This window comes from Psychrobacter sp. 1Y6 (genome assembly GCF_052258385.2).
Taxonomy (GTDB): domain Bacteria; phylum Pseudomonadota; class Gammaproteobacteria; order Pseudomonadales; family Moraxellaceae; genus Psychrobacter.
Genome location: NZ_JBQQEW020000001.1, coordinates 2,587,785 through 2,606,657 on the forward strand (window position 1 = coordinate 2,587,785; position 18,873 = coordinate 2,606,657).

The following is an 18,873-nucleotide window of genomic DNA, read 5'->3' on the forward strand; positions in this document are numbered from 1 at the left end:
GAATGAGGCGAATGAGATTGACTGAGGTGTTACTCGTCAGTGTTGAGCAGGTCGTCGTTAAACATTACTTGTGGCAACAGTTAATCATCCCAACAAGTCAAAATCCAAACAATAATGATGAAATGAAAAAACTGAGCTAAATTATACCGATTTAGCTCAAAAAAAACATAGATATTTGCATCAGTAAGTAAGGATTTTTGTCTTAGACGCCAAAAGTTGTTACAAAGTTTGAAATAGTAGCGAATATCATTCAACTCAATGAAACATCATTTAATCTGATAACTAACAAGGCTCTACAGGCAGATGAATGTTTTGCTTAATAGCAGATGCATACTGTAACGTATTTTAGAAGCTAATTGGAGAGCAATTGAGGAACAATGATGAATTAGGGGGTCAGTTTTGCAATTCTCTGTAAATCATTGTGTCTTAATTGGCATTATGGCTTGGTTAGCACCATATCTTATTTAATATTACGTCTTTATCAACTCAGCCTGTTGGTTGAGATTGTGCATCAATCAAGCGTCATGCTCTGTAAACTTGAGTCAGATGCTTTATAATAAGCCCACTTACTATTTGTTTGTATTTTAGTTGTTTCTATTTTAGCGCTTACGTATTTTCGTTTTCGTAACCAACTACTCTAACAAAAACTGTCCTTAACTGGAGAAACTATGTCTCAGCAGCCAGCAACGTCTGACAGCAACGTCAGCCGTGAAGAAATCCTAGAAGTTGCCAACCTTGCCCGCCTAGGTGTCGATGAAAGTACAGCCGATAGCTATGCTGATGATATCAGTAAAGTATTAAAACTGATGAATACGCTATCTAACGTTGATACCACAGACATCAAGCCACTAGCCAATATCCATGAAGCTTGCCAAGAGTTGCGTGCTGATGTGGCAAAACACGATATCAATCGTGAGCGTAATCAGTCAGTTGCGCCTGCCGTAGAAGAAGGCTTATATCTAGTGCCTCAGGTGATTGAATAATAGTGGCTGAATAACACAATCACGCATTTGCCATTATCCTATTTTATTTTATGCTATTAACATTTTGACGGACGACACCTTATGTCTGAACTTCATTTATTAAGTACCGAGCAACTCATTACTGGCTTGCAAAACAAACAATTTAGCAGCGCGGAATTAACCGAACATTACATCAAGCGTATAAACGCGCTAGACGGCAAAATTAACAGCTTTATCACTCATACTTCTGAGACAGCACGCGCACAAGCAAAAGCGGCAGACGAAATGCGTGCTCAGGGCGATCAGCGTCCACTACTCGGCGTACCAATGGCGCACAAAGACATTTTTTGTACCCAAGGCGTACTGACCACTTGTGGCTCAAAGATGCTACATAACTTTGTCTCACCATATGACGCGACTATCGTTTCTAACATCGACAAAGCTGGCATGATTAGCTTAGGTAAGCTCAATATGGATGAGTTTGCGATGGGCTCAGATAACAGTAGCTCTTACTACGGCACTGTACAGAATCCTTGGAATCTAGAGCGCGTGCCTGGTGGCTCGTCAGGTGGTAGTGCTGCCGCCGTTGCCGCTGGTTTTGTTCCTGTTGCTACTGGTAGTGATACGGGTGGCTCTATTCGTCAGCCTGCTTCATTCTGTGGTCTCACGGGTATCAAGCCTACTTATGGCCGTGTGTCACGCTTTGGTATGATTGCCTACGCCTCAAGTCTAGATCAAGCGGGTAGCATGGGACGCAGCGCGAAAGATTGCGCCTATCTGCTCCAACCGATGATTGGTCATGATCCGCGCGATGCCACTTCTATCAAATACGAGATGCCTGACTACGTACAAGACATCAATGATGCCCAAGCTGCTGCTAGTGATAAGCCATTTGAAGGTCTTCGTATTGGTGTGGCCAAAGAATACTTTGGTACAGGGCTTGATAGCGAAGTCGAGCAAGCAGCACGCGCCGCTTTAAAGAAGTACGAAGAGCTGGGCGCAACGATTGTAGAAGTGAACATCACTGATCCTGAAATCACGCTTGCCACTTACTACATGCTAGCACCTGCTGAAGCATCATCGAACCTATCACGCTTCGATGGCGTACGTTTTGGCTATCGCTGTGAGAATCCAACGGATCTGATTGATCTATACACACGCTCACGCTCCGAAGGCTTTGGCCCTGAAGTACAGCGCCGTATCTTGACAGGAACTTATGCACTGTCAGCTGGCTATTTCGATGCTTACTATACCAAAGCACAGAAGATTCGCCGCTTAATCGTCAAAGATTTCGACGAAGCATTTGCTAGCTGTGATGTAATTGCTAGCCCAACTGCACCGACAGCTGCTTATAAGCTTAGTGAAGACCTAGATCCTGCAACGATGTACTTAGGTGACGTTTATACTATCGCGGTCAACCTAGCGGGTCTGCCTGCACTTAGTCAGCCAGTTGGTTTGACGACAGAAGGCCTACCTATTGGCTTACAATTGATCGGTAAGCACTGGCAAGAGAGTCAACTGCTCACGACTGCGCACCTGTTTCAGCAGCATACTGATCATCACCTACAACACTCTACCATCGCAAAGGAGACGGTATAATGAGTACAGCTACTACTGATAACAATGCCGTCCGTGAACACGCCGTGCGTAAAGAGCTATTTGTCGATGGCTATGAAGTGGTCATCGGTATCGAGATTCACTGCCAGCTAAATACGGAAAGTAAAATATTCTCAAGTGCGCCGACTGACTTCGGTCATGAGCCAAACAGTCAAGCCAGCATCGTAGACTTGGGTCTGCCTGGCGTATTACCAGTGTTAAATGCTGGTGTGGTCGATCGCGCGCTAAAATTCGGTATTGGCGTCAATGCTGAGCTGGGTCTGTTTAATACGTTTGACCGTAAAAACTACTTTTACCCTGACTTGCCTAAAGGCTATCAAATCACCCAGATGGCTAATCCTATCGTGGGTGAAGGCTATATCGATGTCGTCGTCAACGAAGGCGAAAAGAACGAATACCCTAAACGTATGGGTATCACTCGCGCACATCTAGAAGAAGATGCAGGTAAATCTGTCCATGACGCAGTCGATGGTATGACAGGTGTGGATTTGAACCGTGCAGGTACACCACTAATCGAAATCGTCTCTGAGCCAGACATGCGCTCAGCTCACGAAGCACTTGCCTACATCAAAGCCATCCATCAGCTAGTTACTTGGCTAGGTATCTCAGACGCAGTAATGGCTGAAGGCTCATTCCGCTGTGACTGTAACGTCTCTGTGCGCAAGCCAGGCGCTGATCTCGGTACGCGTACTGAGCTAAAAAACCTAAACTCGTTCCGCTTTATCGAGCGTGCTATCAATCGTGAAATCGAACGTCAAATCGATATCTTAGAAGATGGCGGCAAAGTCGTTCAAGCGACGATGCTATATGATCCAGAGCGTGATGAAACGCGTACCATGCGTACCAAAGAAGACGCCAACGACTATCGCTACTTCCCTGATCCTGACCTACTACCTGTCCGTATCGAGCAGCATACGGTTGATGCAATCAAAGCAGCAATGCCAGAGCTACCAGTTGCTCGTCGCGCACGCTTTGAAGAAGCGCTTGGTCTGTCAGAATACGACGCTCGTATCTTGACTGGTAGTCGTCAAATTGCCGATTACTTCGAAGATGTGGTGGCTGAAATCGGTCAGCAAGATGCCAAAATGGCTGGCAACTGGGTCATGGGTGACTTGCTCGGCGCGCTGAACAAAGATGACACCGATATCATCGACTCTCCTATCAGTGCCAAACAATTGGCTGGCATGCTCAAGCGTATCAAAGATGACACACTATCTGGCAAACTGGCTAAGAAAGTCTTTAGTGCTCTATATGAGCGTGAAGGCGGCGATGGCGATGATGCAGCAGATAAAATCATCAAAGACAAAGGCCTCAAGCAAGAAACCGATACTGGCGCTATCAAAGCGATGGTCGAAGAAGTCATCGCAAAAAATGAAGCGATGGTCGAAGAGTATCGCGGCGGTAAAGAAAAAGCCTTTAACGGTCTAGTCGGTCAGGTCATGAAAGCCAGTCGCGGTAGTGCTAACCCACAGCAAGTGAACCAAATTCTAAAAGAATTATTGGGTTAACATTGGCTGCTAAGCGATTATACTGACTATGCTAGGCAGAATAATATTGTAGATTTTGGCTACTATAAATAGCCCTTGCAATATACATAATTTTGCGTAAAATAGTCAGTCACTCGGGGCGTAGCGCAGTCTGGTAGCGCACTACACTGGGGGTGTAGTGGTCGCAGGTTCAAATCCTGCCGTTCCGACCAAACATAGCAGTAAAGAGAAAAGCCAATCATTGTTTTCAATGGTTGGCTTTTTTTTGTGCTAAATTTGGCTGGTAATTGTATGATGTTTTGATTGAGCAAATAATAATAAAAATCTTGCCAAGCATGATGAACAATCTAAAGCCAGTCATCCATATAGCTTTAGGCTAGTTTGTCTTATATCTACTTTGATTAAAGGGTGTAGGGGTGTAAATTGTGGGCATTATTTATGAAGTAATAAAAAAGGCAGAAGAAGATTTTTACTCTTGGGACACAGAAGAAGATAATTATTTTGTGAGCTTTTACTTATTTATAGAGCTACTAGAACTATATACTGACGACCGTAAAGAATTAATTATTGATTACTTAATTAATGACGATGAATTTCTTAAACTTAATTTCTATCAATTAGGGTTTAAAACACTTGATAAAAATGGAGTTGAAATAGATGAAGAAAGTATAGATGAAAACACTGGTATAGATTCCATAAAATCTTTGGATCATACTCTTACATATATTAAATATAGTTATGATGCTTATGAGTACGATGATCCGCAGTGTTTTCCAACAGAAGACTATTTATCACTGGTTTTAGAAAATAATGTAAATGATAGCTTTGATGATATGTACTGGAAAGTTGAAGATATTTTAAAACTAAACTGTATTATTGATATAGGTTTAGATACAACGCTTTTTAATGAACACAGAGAAGCCATGAGCAGCGATGCCCGTACAATCCTTAACTATATTAGAGAAAGAAAAGAATTTAAGGAAAGATTGATAGCAGAACAGGTAAGAAGCTCTAGAAGTCAAAACATTGATCCTAATGTATATGATATTACTGTTAAACAATTAACTAAAAAAGAGGAAGAAATAAAGGGTTTACTCAATAAAATTGAGCATTTAGAACAAACAGCTATAGCAAACAATGATAAAGCTATGCATCCTAGAACCGCTAACACTGTAAGTAAAATAATAGCAGCTCTTACCAGTGAGCTTTTAAATATGGATCTAACACAACCTTTTGCTAATGATAGTAATGGTAAAATAATGGCAGCCATTGAAAAACAAGGCAATACAGTTAGTAAAGACGTTATCGCAAACTGGCTAAAACTTGCACATGAAAACAGTATGTAATTCTAATTACTATCTAGTTAGAACGCTTGTTTTTCTAACTAGAACTATCGAATGACCTTACTTCATAAAATAGCAACCATAAGCCGTAGCAATCAAGTTACGGTAAATATGGAGCTAGACACATGAAACAGAAAATTCACATTCCAACTAATTCAAAACAAAAACTATCTCAATATCGGCCTAAATGGCTACTCCCAATATTCAAAACAGTATTCAGCATCCTATTACCCTACCTGCTATCACCGCCTGATATCAGTATTCATATCCATCACATTAATATCATGTTTTGAAGCCGAAAAGCTTAGCACTACCCTAGTGGATACCTGTCATCTATAGACTTTTATAGAGCGAGCCGTTAGGGTAAATGCTACACCTTTACACTGGTTTACCCTATGATCGAGCCTGTCAATCAGCCCACACCTAACTGCCTCATAGATAACGCACCTTGGGAACGTTACCGCCGACCCTATGTGTGTGATTTGGCTTATGTGTTGGCATGCCCTAATCTTCTAACGCAGTGGCTAGACTTTGCACCGCATCAAAATACACATACCGTTGCCGTGCATAGCGCACAATTTTGGCAGACGCAGTTTGAGGCGTATAAGCAACGATTAGTAGAGCTAGACACCACTGCCGCCTATCAAGAGCTGACTCGCTATTTACTCAAACGCCCAAGTCCCAATCGACTGGGTTTTCATTTTGAAGGCTTAGTGTCATATTGGTTAGAGGATGGGTTCGCACGCAAGCTGCATCCGTATGAGACACTGGCTAGCAATGTGCAGCTCTATAATGGCAAGCAGACGACAGGTGAGCTTGATTTAATTTTGTATAACCATACAGAACAGCTGGTTGAACATTGGGAGCTAGCCATTAAGTTTTTTATGGGGACAGCACCTTTTGAACCTGTGAACTGGGTTGGGATTAACTCCAATGATAATCTACAGCGCAAAATGACACACATGCAAACCAAGCAGTTTCGAGCGGTGTGGGTAGATACAGAAAACCATGGACAGGTAAAAATTGATAAGCGTTATGGCGTGATTAAGGGCCGATTCTTTTTACCGATTAACACAGCTGATTGCGGTGATTATGACTGGCCATATTGGCTAACGCCGAGTTTTCCAATGCATGAGTGGTGTGATAAGAGAGACATGGCAGGGCTTGCGAAGATTGACACTACCGCTTTGCGAGCCGCGCATTATATTGAATGGTTCACCAAGCGCGACTTTTATGATGAGCGAAATGCTTATGATAGTCGCCAGCAGCCGATAGTTTGGTCAGATAGCGAACTACCTAAAACAGGTTTATATTTCGAAGGTAAACGACCAATCGTTATTTATCCAAGGCAGTCAGACCAACTCGATGAATAAATTTAACTAACCTAAACTTTTAAAATAAAACTGCTTAGATAATATTCTGGTCTTAACAATCGGACAGCTTTCACAGAATGCTTAATAGCTCTCAATCACTTGCATTAGCTCATATCTAAGCATGTCGGCACTCGGCATACGCTCAGCGTGGAAGCGCACCATCGCAATACCTGCACTGGCAAGCGCCTTATCTTTTTTGTCATCCGCTTTTTGGCGGGCTTTACTACTATGCGTCCAGTCATCAAGCTCGATAGCGACCAAGGTAGTCTGAGCATCGACATCCACAATCACATAGTCAACGCTCTGACGGCAAATACGATTGAACCAAAAGCTACGCTCTGATGTCTCGCTACTATTGGCTTCAATGATCCGTGACAGCTGTACTTGGACAAATATGTGATACTCCGGCAGCGCGTTTTTTAACTTATTAAAAAATATTACTTCCGTATCGGTCATGATTGGCATCGGCGCAAATGGCCAAATAGCCAACTCATCACCGCGCACAGGTTTTGGATCAGGCTCAACGACGGGGCGCTTCGTCAGTAGTGTTGGTAGCAGCTTCGGTAACGTAATCAGCCCCAAAAACCCAACGGCCAATATTAGAAATATAACACCAAACGACATGGTTCTACCTTATACAATATGAGAGTGATGGGCTAATTGTTATTATTAATAACAATTAATCATGCGCCAACCACGACAAGGCAACCTATATAGGCTGACAGGTTATACAACAACAGATTATAAAAATGGCGCTCATCTTAACTAAGGCTGCGCTAATCGGCAATCTATAAAACAAAAAACACGACAGTATTTGTCGTGTTTTCATATAAAGTAGATACAAATCGTATTGAGACCGCTAGAAACGCTCCAGCTTAACGCCAGTAAAGCACCCAAGCGCTGGTCGTATTTACTTTAGGGTCACTATTAATTTTATCTTTTAGTGCCAATGCTGCGACTTTACCACGTTCAGGCCCAACCACGACACGGACACCACGACTGGTCGCACTGGTCTTAACTTGATAACCTGCTGCTCGGAATTTTTTCGCTAACTCATCCGCTTTGGCTTGGTCATTTGCTAGAGCCACTTGCACCCCGAAGCTACCTTTAGCGTCTGTTTCTTTGACTTCTTTACGCGCTTCACTAAGTTTTTGCTGCGCTTCACGTTTTGCATCGGCAGATTTCTTCGCCAGCGCTTCTTCTTGTTGGCGCTTCTTCTCACGCGCTTGTTCAGCGGCAGCCGCTTCACGCTCCAGACGCTGTACCTGTTTGCTCGATGGGATGGTGATGCTCTGACCCAGTTGTAGCGCTGCTGATGGAGATAGGTCGTTGGCTTGAGCCAATACTTCTACAGGCATATTATATTGTCTTGCCAGTTTTATGAGTCCATCACCTTTCTTAATCTGATATTCAGAAGGCGATTTTGGTGGCTCACTTTTAGCCGCTTCAGCTGCTTCTCTTTTTCTCTCAGCCGCTGCTTGGGCTTCAGCCTGCTTTTTTGCTTCGGCTAGTTTCTCTGCCTCCGCTTGTTTTTTGCTCTCGGCAAGTTTTTTGGCAGCCGCTTGCTCTTTGATAGCCGCTTGCCTTTGAGCTTCTTGTTGCTCTTGATTAGCCTTTTGCTTCTCGGCTTCGCTAGACTTTGTAGTATCAGTAGCAGACTGACTCTCAGTACGAGGCTGAACCGTTAGATCTGTAGTAACGTCTTTTTTAGACTCGGTACTGCTGGTTTCATCAGTAGCTGGCGCACTATTATCGACATATTGCTGGCTCTCAGCACGCGCCTTGGCCAATGCTTCTGCTTCTGCAACTTCCTGCTCTGTCAGAAACTCTTTTGCACGTTTTTCTTGCTCTGCAACACGGGCTGCACGTTCTTTTTGCTTTTGCGCAAGGATACGTTTTTCTGTCTCGATATCAGTGGTGAGCGGCTGCGGAGACTCTTGCTCCGAGCTTGATTTGTCAACCATCGCTGACATCGGCTCTGGTTGGTCACTATCGCCAATCTGTTGCACCATGGCGTATAGCATCACACTACCGCCGATAATCATCCCAATGCCCAATAAGGCTTGTCTCGAAAAGTTCATCCGTTTACGTCTCTTAGTTGGTAATAAGGTTGATTGAGCGGCGCAGCGACTATCTTAAAGCAGTGTATCAAATCGCTTTAATCATGATCTCTTACCGCCAGTTACTGTCAGTTAATGCCATCAGAGTTCAAAATTTGTGCCGACCATCTTCTACCAGTCTGGCAAATCATTTTGATTATAAAGCATATTTTTCATGCTGTCTGCTATCAGGCTACGACTAAGATTAACATTAAACAGGCACTACTTTAACTTAAATTATCATACGCTAAGGGCAATTAATGCTTCCCCAATCGTATGAAACGAGCCACATACGACGATAAGGTCTTGCGGCTGGCTCGCCTCTATCACTGCATGGGTCGCTGTATACAGACCGTCAAACTCATATATATTGGTGCTATCAACATATTTAACCAAAACATCTTGCAGCTGTTCAGTAGTCGCGGCACGAGGATAATCGATTTCAGCGATAAACCAATCACTAATCGGTAAGCCTGCTTGGGTTAGGCGCTGCACAACCTTACCAATATCTTTATCACCTAACATAGAAAATAGCATTTTTATTTTTGGTGTAGGGATATCCGCTGAGCTATTTTGATTACTTTGCTTGGCTACGTGCTGCTGCCAAAACGGTAATATCTGGGCTAATAAGAACTCAACGCCTTGCTCATTATGCGCCACATCAAACAACCAATGGCGGCTATGGCTCTCACGATAATCGAAACGACCTGCCAGCTTGACAGTTTGTAGTGCTTGCTCAATAGCATTGATATCCACATCTAATGGACTTGCTAATACTGCTGATAGTGCATTGGCAGTGTTAGTTAACGATAGCGCAGGACGTGGTAGTTGTAAGGTAACCGCCGCATTACTGTATTGCCAAGTCGTTGCATCAATATCGCGGTAGCTAAAATCTTGTCCAATCTGATAACAAGTTGCCTGCTGGGTATCGATGGATTGTTGCACGCTGGATGGCATCTCAGTAGCACCATAAATCAGAGGAATACCGTTGCGCAAGATACCTGCTTTCTCACGGCCAATATCCTCGACATTGTCACCCAACCAGTCAACGTGATCGATGCCGATATTGGTAATGACTGCCATGTCAGGATCAATAATATTGACCACATCTAGGCGTCCACCCAACCCTACTTCTAATACCCACACGTCACAGTCTGCTTCAGCGAATATCAATAACGCTGCTAGTGTGGTCATCTCAAAGAACGACAACGTCAAATCGCACTGTAAACGTGCCGCCTCTACTTTGCTAAAAGCCTCAATCAGCGTCTGGTCGCTGACCATCTCGCCATTGATACGTACACGCTCATTGAAAGCACTAAGATGTGGCGACTGATATAGTGCCGTCTTATAACCTGCGGCTTTACACATTTCGGCGATGACAGCAGTTGTAGAACCTTTGCCATTGGTACCTGCCACAGTAAATACATAAGCGTCATCTTTGGCTGACTGCACTACGCCTAACGCTTCTGCGACAGGCAACACACGTGACAATCCCATATCGATTGCAGATACATGAATCTGCTGCATATAATCGAGCCATTCAGTTAGGCTAGCACTTTCATTAGGACTATGGGCATTAGGGCTGCGAAGGTCAGATGCTAAAAGGTCAGACATAAATAGAGCCTATATAAAATTTAATAAGAGATAAAAATATATGTGCTAGCTAAAACCAAAAATAGCACTTACCGTGCAATGACGATAAATGCTATTAGGGGTCTTGCATATGCAGTAGATGTTAGCACGCAGCTAAGTCATTATGCACTCAATAAATGATTCATTATACTGAGTCATTTACCTTATCAAGCATCTCATTTTACTGAGCATCTACATTTGGTACGCGGCATAGTTTTGCAAGTAGGCGATAGATTGTATCGATTAGCTGATGACGATGTACCACTTCATCCACCACACCATGCTCTAATAAGAACTCAGCGCGCTGGAATGGCTCTTCTAACGTCTCACGTACAGTCTGTTCAATCACGCGCTTACCAGCAAAGCCAATCATCGCTTTTGGTTCTGCTAGATGTATATCACCCAGCATCGCCAGTGATGCAGTTACGCCGCCGTATACCGGATTGGTCAATACCACAATGTAAGGAATCCCAGCGATTCTTAGACGCTCAATCGCTGCTGCCGTGCGTGCCATTTGCATCAATGACAATAGACCTTCTTGCATACGTGCACCGCCAGAAGCAGCAAAGCAAACCAAAGGTACTTTTTGCTCTAGCGCCTTTTCAGCTGCTTGGACGAAACGATCGCCAACGACTGAACCCATTGACCCGCCCATAAAGCGGAAGTCAAAAGCACAGGCGACGATATCAAGGTTACGCAGTTTGCCATACATAGCAACCAACGCCTCACTCTCACCTGTTTTTTCTTGTGCTTCACTCATACGCGCAGGATATGGCTTACTATCCACAAAGCTTAATGGATCTTTTGCCGTAAACTCTTGTCCTGTCTCGCCGTCTACTTGATCAAGCAACCAGTTCAAGCGCTCACGAGCACTCATCGGTAAATGATGATCACAATGTGGGCACACATAACAGTTAAAAATCAGCGCCGTGTTGGTAATCATCGAATGACAATTACTACACTTAGTTGACGGTTCAGTCTCTACCGCAGACAGTGGCGCAGTCAAATGCTGCTTGATGCCTGGGATAGGACGGTTAAACCATGACTGCCTATCCGTATTGCTGTTTGGCGCGGCTTTAGCAGTATTGTTATCGGGTTTTGTTATTGTATCAGTCATATTATTTGCCATCATAAAAGGCTTATTGACAAGTTTGCTCATTCGCTTGTCATTGAGAGTTTAATGGTTGTCTAAACAAAGCGTCTAACACAGTCATAACATGAGCAGTTATGCGACATACTGATAAATAAATCTCGCATGTCGGTCATTTGATTATGCGCTTGTTGATAGATAATGTATTTGCCAATCAAAATGACGAATAAATTATTGCTATCAGACACCATATAATAGTGATGTTAGTTTACACTCGTAAACTAATTTTAGCAAAGTCATTTAGTATTGTCTTCACGTAAAGCATTTGAGTAAAGTCTTTAGGTAAACAATAGCTGCAATTTGACTTTGCCATTTCAAATAACTATTTCTTTAAGTAACTATCTCTTCAAGTAACAACAATATGAAAGCAATAGCTATTAGGCGCTTAAGCTGTCTAACGCTTCACGTAGCTCATCCATTTTTGCCATGATGTTCTGCTGTGCATTTGCAACCGCAGCGGTATCGTTAGCATCAATATCGGCAAAGTTCTGTACCAATGCACTACCGACGATAACACCATCCGCATGAGTACCGATCGCTTTTGCAGAAGCGCCATCACGGATACCGAAGCCGACGCATACTGGCAGGTCTGTTTCTGCTTTGATCGCTTTAACTTGCGTGGCAACGTCATCAGTATCTAGTGTGGCTGAACCAGTCACGCCTTTTAGTGATACATAATAAATATAGCCGCCACAATGAGTCAATACTTGCTCACGGCGCTCAGGCAAAGTTGTTGGCGATAGCAAGAAAATCTCATTCATCGAATGATCGGTCAAATGCTGAGTGAAGCTACCCGCTTCTGCTGGTGGTAAATCTACCATCAACAAACCATCAACGCCTGACTGCTCACATAGCGCGACAAAGTTGTCATAGCCGATGATTTCAACAGGATTGAGATAGCCCATTAGGATGATTGGCGTTTGCGTATCTGTTTGACGAAACTCTGCAACCATCTTTAATGCATCACGAGTACTCGTACCTGCTGCTAATGCACGCTCGCCAGCCAACGCTACAGTTGGACCATCTGCCATTGGGTCAGAGAACGGCAAGCCAACTTCGATCATATCGGCGCCGTGTTTCACTAAGTCGTGCAACAGACCTACAGTAGTGGTCGGATTAGGATCGCCTGCCATTACATAAGGAATCAGGGCTTTTTTATTTTGTGATTTCAAGGTTTCAAAAGTGCTTTCAATTCGGGTCATAGTGATCTCTTATAATTTTGTTAAATAAATTTTTAGCTTATATAAGTGTATTCTTACCAGCCAATATCCATTAAATTATCGTGGTTGTCTTGCGACAAATATTTGATATCATCAGTTCTTTGCTTATGAAAAGTATTCATAATATTTAGAATTTCACGCTGCTCTATGTAGTATAGACCGTTTAAAACATTGTACCTCGCGCACAGTGGAATATTTTTATTAAATATCAGACCTTGCACCCTGTTCCCTCGGTTTTTCATCTTTCTACTATATATTTCTGTGTAATCTATCCAAAAACCAACAGTGCTTCCTCGAATTTGGTTAAGATAAAATGCTTTAACGTCATCATAATTTATGACTTTATCGTGCTGAAAATTTTTATTAGCTATATAAAACTGAGACGTCAATTGGATATTATCTTTATTGATTATAAGTATGGGGATATGCTTCCAAGTCCATTTTCTAGAAATCCATGGATTTGGCACAGCAGAATTCTTAGTGATCCTATATATCCAGTAAGATAGTAAAAACAAACCTAAACAACACATTGCCCATACGACCTTAATCTCTTGTATTGATTCATATAGACTCATTGTCTCAAAACTAGCCCACCAACTCATAAAAAATAAAATAATAGTAACTTGTATTATTACAAACATCATTAAGTAGAGAATATAGCTCTGCCAAAAACTGACACTTTCAGTAGGCACACCTACACTTATTGTGACTGGCGCTGTTAGCACTGCTTGGTCTGGATACTTGCCCAACTGGCTAGGCTTACTCGGTATTAAGCGGTTCAAATTCATGAAGGCATACTATCGATAATTAAAAAATAGCTAGCAATATTGATAACTACTCTACTCTATAGAGTAGTTATCAATTAGCGTATTGAGATTTATAATACCTAATCGAGTTAATACGCTGCTAAACTTTCTTATACAACCACCTAAACTACTCTATTCTTACTACATCTCAATCCCTTCTGCCTTCATTACTGAATGCAAATCTTTGTCACCGCGACCTGACATATTAACGACGATCGTTTGATCAGGGGTCATGGTTTTAGCCAGTTTCAATGCATAAGCGACAGCATGGGCAGTTTCAAGCGCAGGGATGATGCCTTCTTTGCGCGTTGCTTCATGGAAGCCTTCTAACGCTTCTTTGTCCGTACAGCCGACATACTCAACACGCTTCATGTCTTTTAGGAAGCTATGCTCTGGACCGACACCAGGATAGTCAAGACCCGCTGAGATAGAATGCGTCTCTTGAATCTGGCCATCATCATCTGCCATTAGGTAAGTACGGTTACCATGTAGCACGCCGATACGACCAGCCGCCAATGGTGCTGAATGACGACCTGACTCGATACCATCGCCTGTTGCTTCAACACCATACATCTTAACGTCAGTATCGTTTAGGAAATCAAAGAACAAACCAATCGCGTTTGAGCCACCGCCGACACAGGCAACCAATGCATCAGGCATTTTACCTGTTTTTTCTAGATGCTGAATGCGCGCTTCTTTGCCAATAATCGCTTGGAAATCACGAACCAATAGCGGATAAGGATGCGGGCCTGCTACAGTACCGATAATGTAATAGGTGCTATCGACATTGGTCACCCAGTCACGCATGGCTTCGTTCATTGCATCTTTGAGCGTGCGTGAACCAGAAGTAACAGGCACAACTGTCGCGCCAAGCAAGCGCATACGATATACGTTCATCTTTTGACGCTCGACATCGTCAGCACCCATATAGACGATACACTCTAGTCCTAAGCGTGCCGCAATCGTTGCCGTCGCTACGCCATGCTGTCCTGCACCAGTCTCAGCAATGATACGTTTTTTGCCACACATTTTGGCAAGCAATGCCTGACCAATGGTGTTATTTACTTTATGCGCGCCGGTATGGTTTAGATCTTCACGTTTGAAGTAAATTTGCGCACCGCCGATTTCATCGCTCAAACGCTTAGCATGATACAGCGGCGTTGGACGACCGACATAATTGACCAAATCGTTATGATACTCTTCCCAGAATGCTGGATCTGCTTTTACTTTGGTATAAAGCGTTTCTAGCTCTTCTAGAGCAGCCATTAGCGTCTCAGAGACAAAACGCCCTCCATGTACACCGAAATGACCGCGCGCATCAGGATACTGGTTAAAGTCCTGTACGTTTTCAGGATTGGTAAAAGTATTAACCGACTGTGCGGTAGCAGATAAATCTTTGTTCTCGACATGACTCATGATAATTCCTACTGTAATAAGTGGTATTTTTTAGATAACTTTAGATAAATAGAGAGAAAATAATAAAAGGGATAACAATCTAATAAGATTTAAGCAGAAAAATCGGAATAACGATCAACTAAGCAGATTACGTATAGCGAATAGCTTGATACACACCTACTTAGATGGCGCCAGTGACCGTAGCGTTTTGCCATCGATCGCGCTTGACCGCTTTCATAAAGGCACGCATCTTGGCAGCGTCTTTTTTACCTTTATCAATCTCAATGCCACCGCTCACATCGACGCCATAAATAGGCAAATCTAATGTCGCGGCAACATTGTCAGCATCAAGTCCACCAGCCAAAACTATCGGTAGTGCGCTGTCACGTGGAATGAGACTCCAGTCAAAACGTGCGCCTGTACCGCCATACTTATGCTGATGATAAGCATCCAGTAAAATACTACTGGCACCTGCGGTCGCAAATTGATTAATTTGGGCGCGAACGCTATCGAGACTGTCTTGCTCTGTATTGATACGCAATGCTTTGATCCAACGTTTATTGACCATACCTGCCAGCTGTTGGCATTGCTCAGGCGTTTCATCACCATGGAACTGGATAATATCAAAAGAGACGTTGCTTGCTAAGTTAATCAGCTCATCTTTGGGCATATTGACTACCAGTGCCACCACGCTGACAAAAGCAGGTACGGCAGCGCTCAGAGTTTGCGCCTGCGCTATTGTGACCGCACGTGGACTTGGTGGATAAAACACCAAACCCACTGCATCTGCACCTAGCTGTGCCGCAGTCTGTATATCACTAAGCTGAGTAAACCCGCAAAACTTGACGTGCATTTTGTGACCTTGCGTTTCATGGTGCTGAATATGACACCGATTATAGCGGCATCAGATAGGTTCAAGCTAAAGATAAATCGTTAGATGTGATGAGGTTTTGTTAACCAAACGGCAAAGCCATTGCATCCAAAAACTTATCCTAGCATACTTTTATCCTTAGTTTTGTTTATGATTGCGATTGATTAATATAGGGATACTTTAATGTCTAAGACTGCACAGATAGCTGCTAATAATACTGATACTGACGACAATGCTACTAGCAAAAATCCACCGCATTACTTGATGTGGTTTCGTCGTGACCTACGTATCCATGACAATACCGCTTTAGCAGCGCTTTGTGAACGTGCAAAGGAAGACAACGCCTCAGTGTCTGCCGTATTCTTTTTGACGTCTGAGCAGTGGCAAGCGCACGATACGTCTCTTGTACAAGTTGATCATATTGCTCGCACGCTACCTATTCTAGCAAAGGACTTGCAATCGCAACTGAACATCACTTTAACAGTACAGCTCTGCTCAAGCTTTGCTGACTGTATAGAGGCGCTCACGACTTTATGCAATGATAATGAAGTAAGCTGCGTCATGGCCAATCACGAGTACGAAGGCAATGAGATTGATCGTGATGAACAATTAAGTAAACAACTTGCAAAAGACGATATCGAGTTTGTCCGCTGGCATGACCAATGCATTTTGCCACCGCAAAGCATCACGACCAATGATGGCGATAGCATGTATAAGGTCTTCACCCCATTTTATAAAAAATGGCGACATACATTGGACGTCAGCACCATCCAAATGCATGAAGCACCCGCAGTGGTTAGCGATTATAAAATCAAACTACCATCATCGCAAACGTTTGCCAATACAATCGACGATATCAAAGCACTAAGTGAGAAAATACTCAGTGACTATCAGCAGACATTAGAAAAGAACGACTCGTTGCAGCATATCGATATGACAGCTCAGCTTGATCAAGCAAGAGACGCTTATCCTGCAGGTGAGTCTGCCGCTTGCCAGCGTCTAGAGGCATTCGTCGATGATGATATCAATGATTACGATGTGAGCCGTGATGTCCCCCATCTGCACGCAACCAGTCAGCTATCGGCTTATCTCACTATAGGCTCTATCAGCCCTAGGTTCTGCTATCTACAGGCGAGCAAAGCACAAGAAAAGCTACACGGCAATGACGGTGATAATGAAGACATCAATCGCTGGATAAGTGAGCTTGCGTGGCGAGACTTTTATCGTCATGTGCTAGTAGAAAAACCAAACCTGATCCGTCATAAGGCTTATAAAGAAGATACTGACACTAAGGTTAATTGGTCATATGACAATGATGATTTTGAGACATGGTGCACTGGCAAAACAGGCGTGCCATTAGTCGATGCAGCAATGCGTTGCCTAAATGCGACAGGGTTTATGCACAATCGTCTGCGCATGGTCACCGCGATGTTTTTGACCAAAGACTTGTTGATTGATTGGCGCTTGGGTGAGCGCTACTTTATGCAGCAGCTGATAGATGGGGATTTTGCGTCCAATAACGGCGGCTGGCAATGGAGCGCATCGACAGGTACTGACTCAGCGCCCTACTTCCGCATTATGAACCCCTTTAGCCAAGCCAATACGCATGATCCTAAAGCTCTGTTTATTAAGACTTGGCTACCAGAGTTAAAGGACATTCCTAATAGCATATTGCACAACGAAGATAAGATGCGTAAAGAACTGGCAAAAGGTGGTAAGTTTGCCGATATCGATTACCCTGCGCCGATGGTTGAGCATAAATCAGTACGCAAGTTAGCTATCGCCGAATTTAAAAAAGAAGCTTAATTTTAGAAAACAACCAGCAGACTAGCTATTGGTAGTGACTGGCAATTGACATGCACCTGCACCCTGAGTGGTAACCGTCACTACCGCTCCCGTGAGTGCAAACAGCTGCTGCAACTGGGTTTGCGCATTTTGCAATGCCATATTCATGACATCACCTCGGCAAGCACGTTCAAGCACTTCTTTCTTTGCCATAGTCTGTGCCTGTGCCAATATCTTAGGGTCAACTTGCATCATACCAAAAGCCCCTGTCTGCCAGTCATAAATCTCGATATCATCCAGATATACTGAAAATATCTCTGTAGGCGGCAAAGTAATATTGATTTGCGGCATAGTGGCAGCTGGTGAGTTGGCATCAGCTACTTGCTCTTCATCCTCATTAGCTTGAGCAGGTTGCACTACTTGTACCATCTCAGGTGTCAACGCACTCAGATCAACGCCTGCCTCTACGCGACCATGAGCGATAAACAAGGCCTTTTGCTCATCCTGCCACAGCTTCATCCAGCTCCCAGGTCGCTCGCTCGTAATCACTGTATCAACGCTGAATGCGACGGTATGTAAGCGATTTAACTGCTGAATTTGCGTAATCACGCCTTCGCGAGTAATAGTTTCTATTGGCGCTTCTTCTGGTTTGTTTTGCGCGCTATAAATAGCAAAAACAATCGCTGCTAGACCGATAAATAATATCACCCACGACATTGTCGCAATAGGACGTTTCGCAGGCTTTTGAGTGGCATTAGCGTTATTCATATCAGGATTATCCATAGAAGCTACCTCTATAATATTGCATTATTTTTATAAGGCTAACTGTATTATCAAAACTCTGTGATACCTGACCTATAAATGCGACTATTGTGCAGTAACTTCAAGTATTGGCTACCATTCCTCTACATAACTTTATCCACAAACCTCTACGCAACCACCTCAATAAACTGTCTCTCAAATAAGCAGTGCTTTCGCTATAAAATCATATGAATAGCTCAATTATTTACCCCTTATTAAGGCCTTTGCGTCACGTTCGGTCTGAAAAGACAAAAAGTCATTGCGTCTTAGGCTAACTTTACCTAACATAGTCAGATTGTATGAATAAAATGTCAGTCTTAAAGCATTTATCA

16 protein-coding genes and 1 tRNA gene are annotated in these 18,873 nt (G+C 43.2%); 8 read left to right on the top strand and 9 right to left on the bottom strand.

Annotated features, from left to right (window positions below):
* The first annotated feature begins 11 nt into the window (after nt 1–11).
* The 7 genes from ACTXGF_RS24545 (at nt 12) to ACTXGF_RS24575 (ending at nt 6,782) form a co-directional block, all read left to right on the top strand.
* On the top strand, nt 12–140 hold the full coding sequence (locus ACTXGF_RS24545; protein WP_259358613.1) for a hypothetical protein: 129 nt from the start codon (nt 12–14) through the stop codon (nt 138–140).
* Nucleotides 141–668: 528 nt separating this feature from the next.
* A complete protein-coding gene (gene gatC / locus ACTXGF_RS24550; RefSeq protein ID WP_057758683.1) occupies nt 669–983 on the top strand; it encodes an Asp-tRNA(Asn)/Glu-tRNA(Gln) amidotransferase subunit GatC in 315 nt (104 codons plus the stop codon).
* 81 nt (nt 984–1,064) lie between these two features.
* Nucleotides 1,065–2,561 carry an Asp-tRNA(Asn)/Glu-tRNA(Gln) amidotransferase subunit GatA gene (gene gatA / locus ACTXGF_RS24555; RefSeq protein ID WP_443535426.1) on the top strand — a complete coding sequence of 499 codons (1,497 nt, stop codon included), beginning with the start codon at nt 1,065–1,067 and terminating at the stop codon, nt 2,559–2,561.
* Entirely contained in the window at nt 2,561–4,087 is a 1,527-nt protein-coding gene (gatB, locus tag ACTXGF_RS24560; RefSeq protein ID WP_102092404.1) for an Asp-tRNA(Asn)/Glu-tRNA(Gln) amidotransferase subunit GatB, read from the top strand. Before gatA ends, gatB begins: the two co-directional genes overlap by 1 nt.
* A gap of 114 nt (nt 4,088–4,201) precedes the next feature.
* Nucleotides 4,202–4,278 (top strand) — tRNA-Pro (locus tag ACTXGF_RS24565).
* Nucleotides 4,279–4,491: 213 nt separating this feature from the next.
* On the top strand, nt 4,492–5,412 hold the full coding sequence (locus tag ACTXGF_RS24570; RefSeq protein WP_443535425.1) for a hypothetical protein: 921 nt from the start codon (nt 4,492–4,494) through the stop codon (nt 5,410–5,412).
* Between the two features lie 392 nt (nt 5,413–5,804).
* On the top strand, nt 5,805–6,782 hold the full coding sequence (locus ACTXGF_RS24575; RefSeq protein WP_443535423.1) for a DUF1853 family protein: 978 nt from the start codon (nt 5,805–5,807) through the stop codon (nt 6,780–6,782).
* Between the two features lie 81 nt (nt 6,783–6,863).
* On the opposite strand, the gene ACTXGF_RS24580 is transcribed toward ACTXGF_RS24575, so the two are convergent.
* The 8 genes from ACTXGF_RS24580 to ACTXGF_RS24615 form a co-directional block, all read right to left on the bottom strand.
* Nucleotides 6,864–7,406, bottom strand: a complete 543-nt coding sequence (locus tag ACTXGF_RS24580) for a DUF2726 domain-containing protein (RefSeq protein ID WP_057758628.1) — start codon at nt 7,404–7,406, stop codon at nt 6,864–6,866.
* A gap of 251 nt (nt 7,407–7,657) precedes the next feature.
* Nucleotides 7,658–8,863, bottom strand: coding sequence for an SPOR and LysM peptidoglycan-binding domain-containing protein (locus ACTXGF_RS24585; protein WP_443535421.1), 1,206 nt, complete (start codon nt 8,861–8,863; stop codon nt 7,658–7,660).
* Between the two features lie 258 nt (nt 8,864–9,121).
* Nucleotides 9,122–10,495, bottom strand: coding sequence for a bifunctional tetrahydrofolate synthase/dihydrofolate synthase (gene folC / locus ACTXGF_RS24590; protein WP_443535419.1), 1,374 nt, complete (start codon nt 10,493–10,495; stop codon nt 9,122–9,124).
* A 199-nt stretch (nt 10,496–10,694) separates the two neighbouring features.
* The gene (accD, locus tag ACTXGF_RS24595; protein ID WP_180952657.1) at nt 10,695–11,642 is read right to left on the bottom strand and encodes an acetyl-CoA carboxylase, carboxyltransferase subunit beta; all 948 of its coding nucleotides are present in this window, start codon (nt 11,640–11,642) and stop codon (nt 10,695–10,697) included.
* Between the two features lie 398 nt (nt 11,643–12,040).
* Nucleotides 12,041–12,865 (bottom strand): tryptophan synthase subunit alpha, encoded by an 825-nt coding sequence (trpA, locus tag ACTXGF_RS24600; RefSeq protein ID WP_290178717.1) that lies wholly within the window; start codon nt 12,863–12,865, stop codon nt 12,041–12,043.
* 53 nt (nt 12,866–12,918) lie between these two features.
* Nucleotides 12,919–13,671, bottom strand: a complete 753-nt coding sequence (locus tag ACTXGF_RS24605) for a hypothetical protein (RefSeq protein ID WP_443535417.1) — start codon at nt 13,669–13,671, stop codon at nt 12,919–12,921.
* Between the two features lie 159 nt (nt 13,672–13,830).
* Complete coding sequence (gene trpB, locus ACTXGF_RS24610; RefSeq protein ID WP_443535415.1) at nt 13,831–15,105, bottom strand: tryptophan synthase subunit beta; 1,275 nt, start codon at nt 15,103–15,105, stop codon at nt 13,831–13,833.
* A 160-nt stretch (nt 15,106–15,265) separates the two neighbouring features.
* Nucleotides 15,266–15,967: a phosphoribosylanthranilate isomerase gene (locus ACTXGF_RS24615; protein ID WP_443535460.1), complete on the bottom strand. Its 702-nt coding sequence runs from the start codon at nt 15,965–15,967 to the stop codon at nt 15,266–15,268.
* Between the two features lie 171 nt (nt 15,968–16,138).
* Here ACTXGF_RS24615 and ACTXGF_RS24620 point away from each other — a divergent pair, with 171 nt between their 5' ends.
* Nucleotides 16,139–17,761, top strand: a complete 1,623-nt coding sequence (locus ACTXGF_RS24620) for a cryptochrome/photolyase family protein (protein ID WP_443535413.1) — start codon at nt 16,139–16,141, stop codon at nt 17,759–17,761.
* 21 nt (nt 17,762–17,782) lie between these two features.
* Here ACTXGF_RS24620 and ACTXGF_RS24625 read toward each other — a convergent pair whose 3' ends face one another.
* On the bottom strand, nt 17,783–18,523 hold the full coding sequence (locus ACTXGF_RS24625) for a DUF4230 domain-containing protein (RefSeq protein ID WP_443535412.1): 741 nt from the start codon (nt 18,521–18,523) through the stop codon (nt 17,783–17,785).
* Between the last annotated feature and the right edge of the window lie 350 nt (nt 18,524–18,873).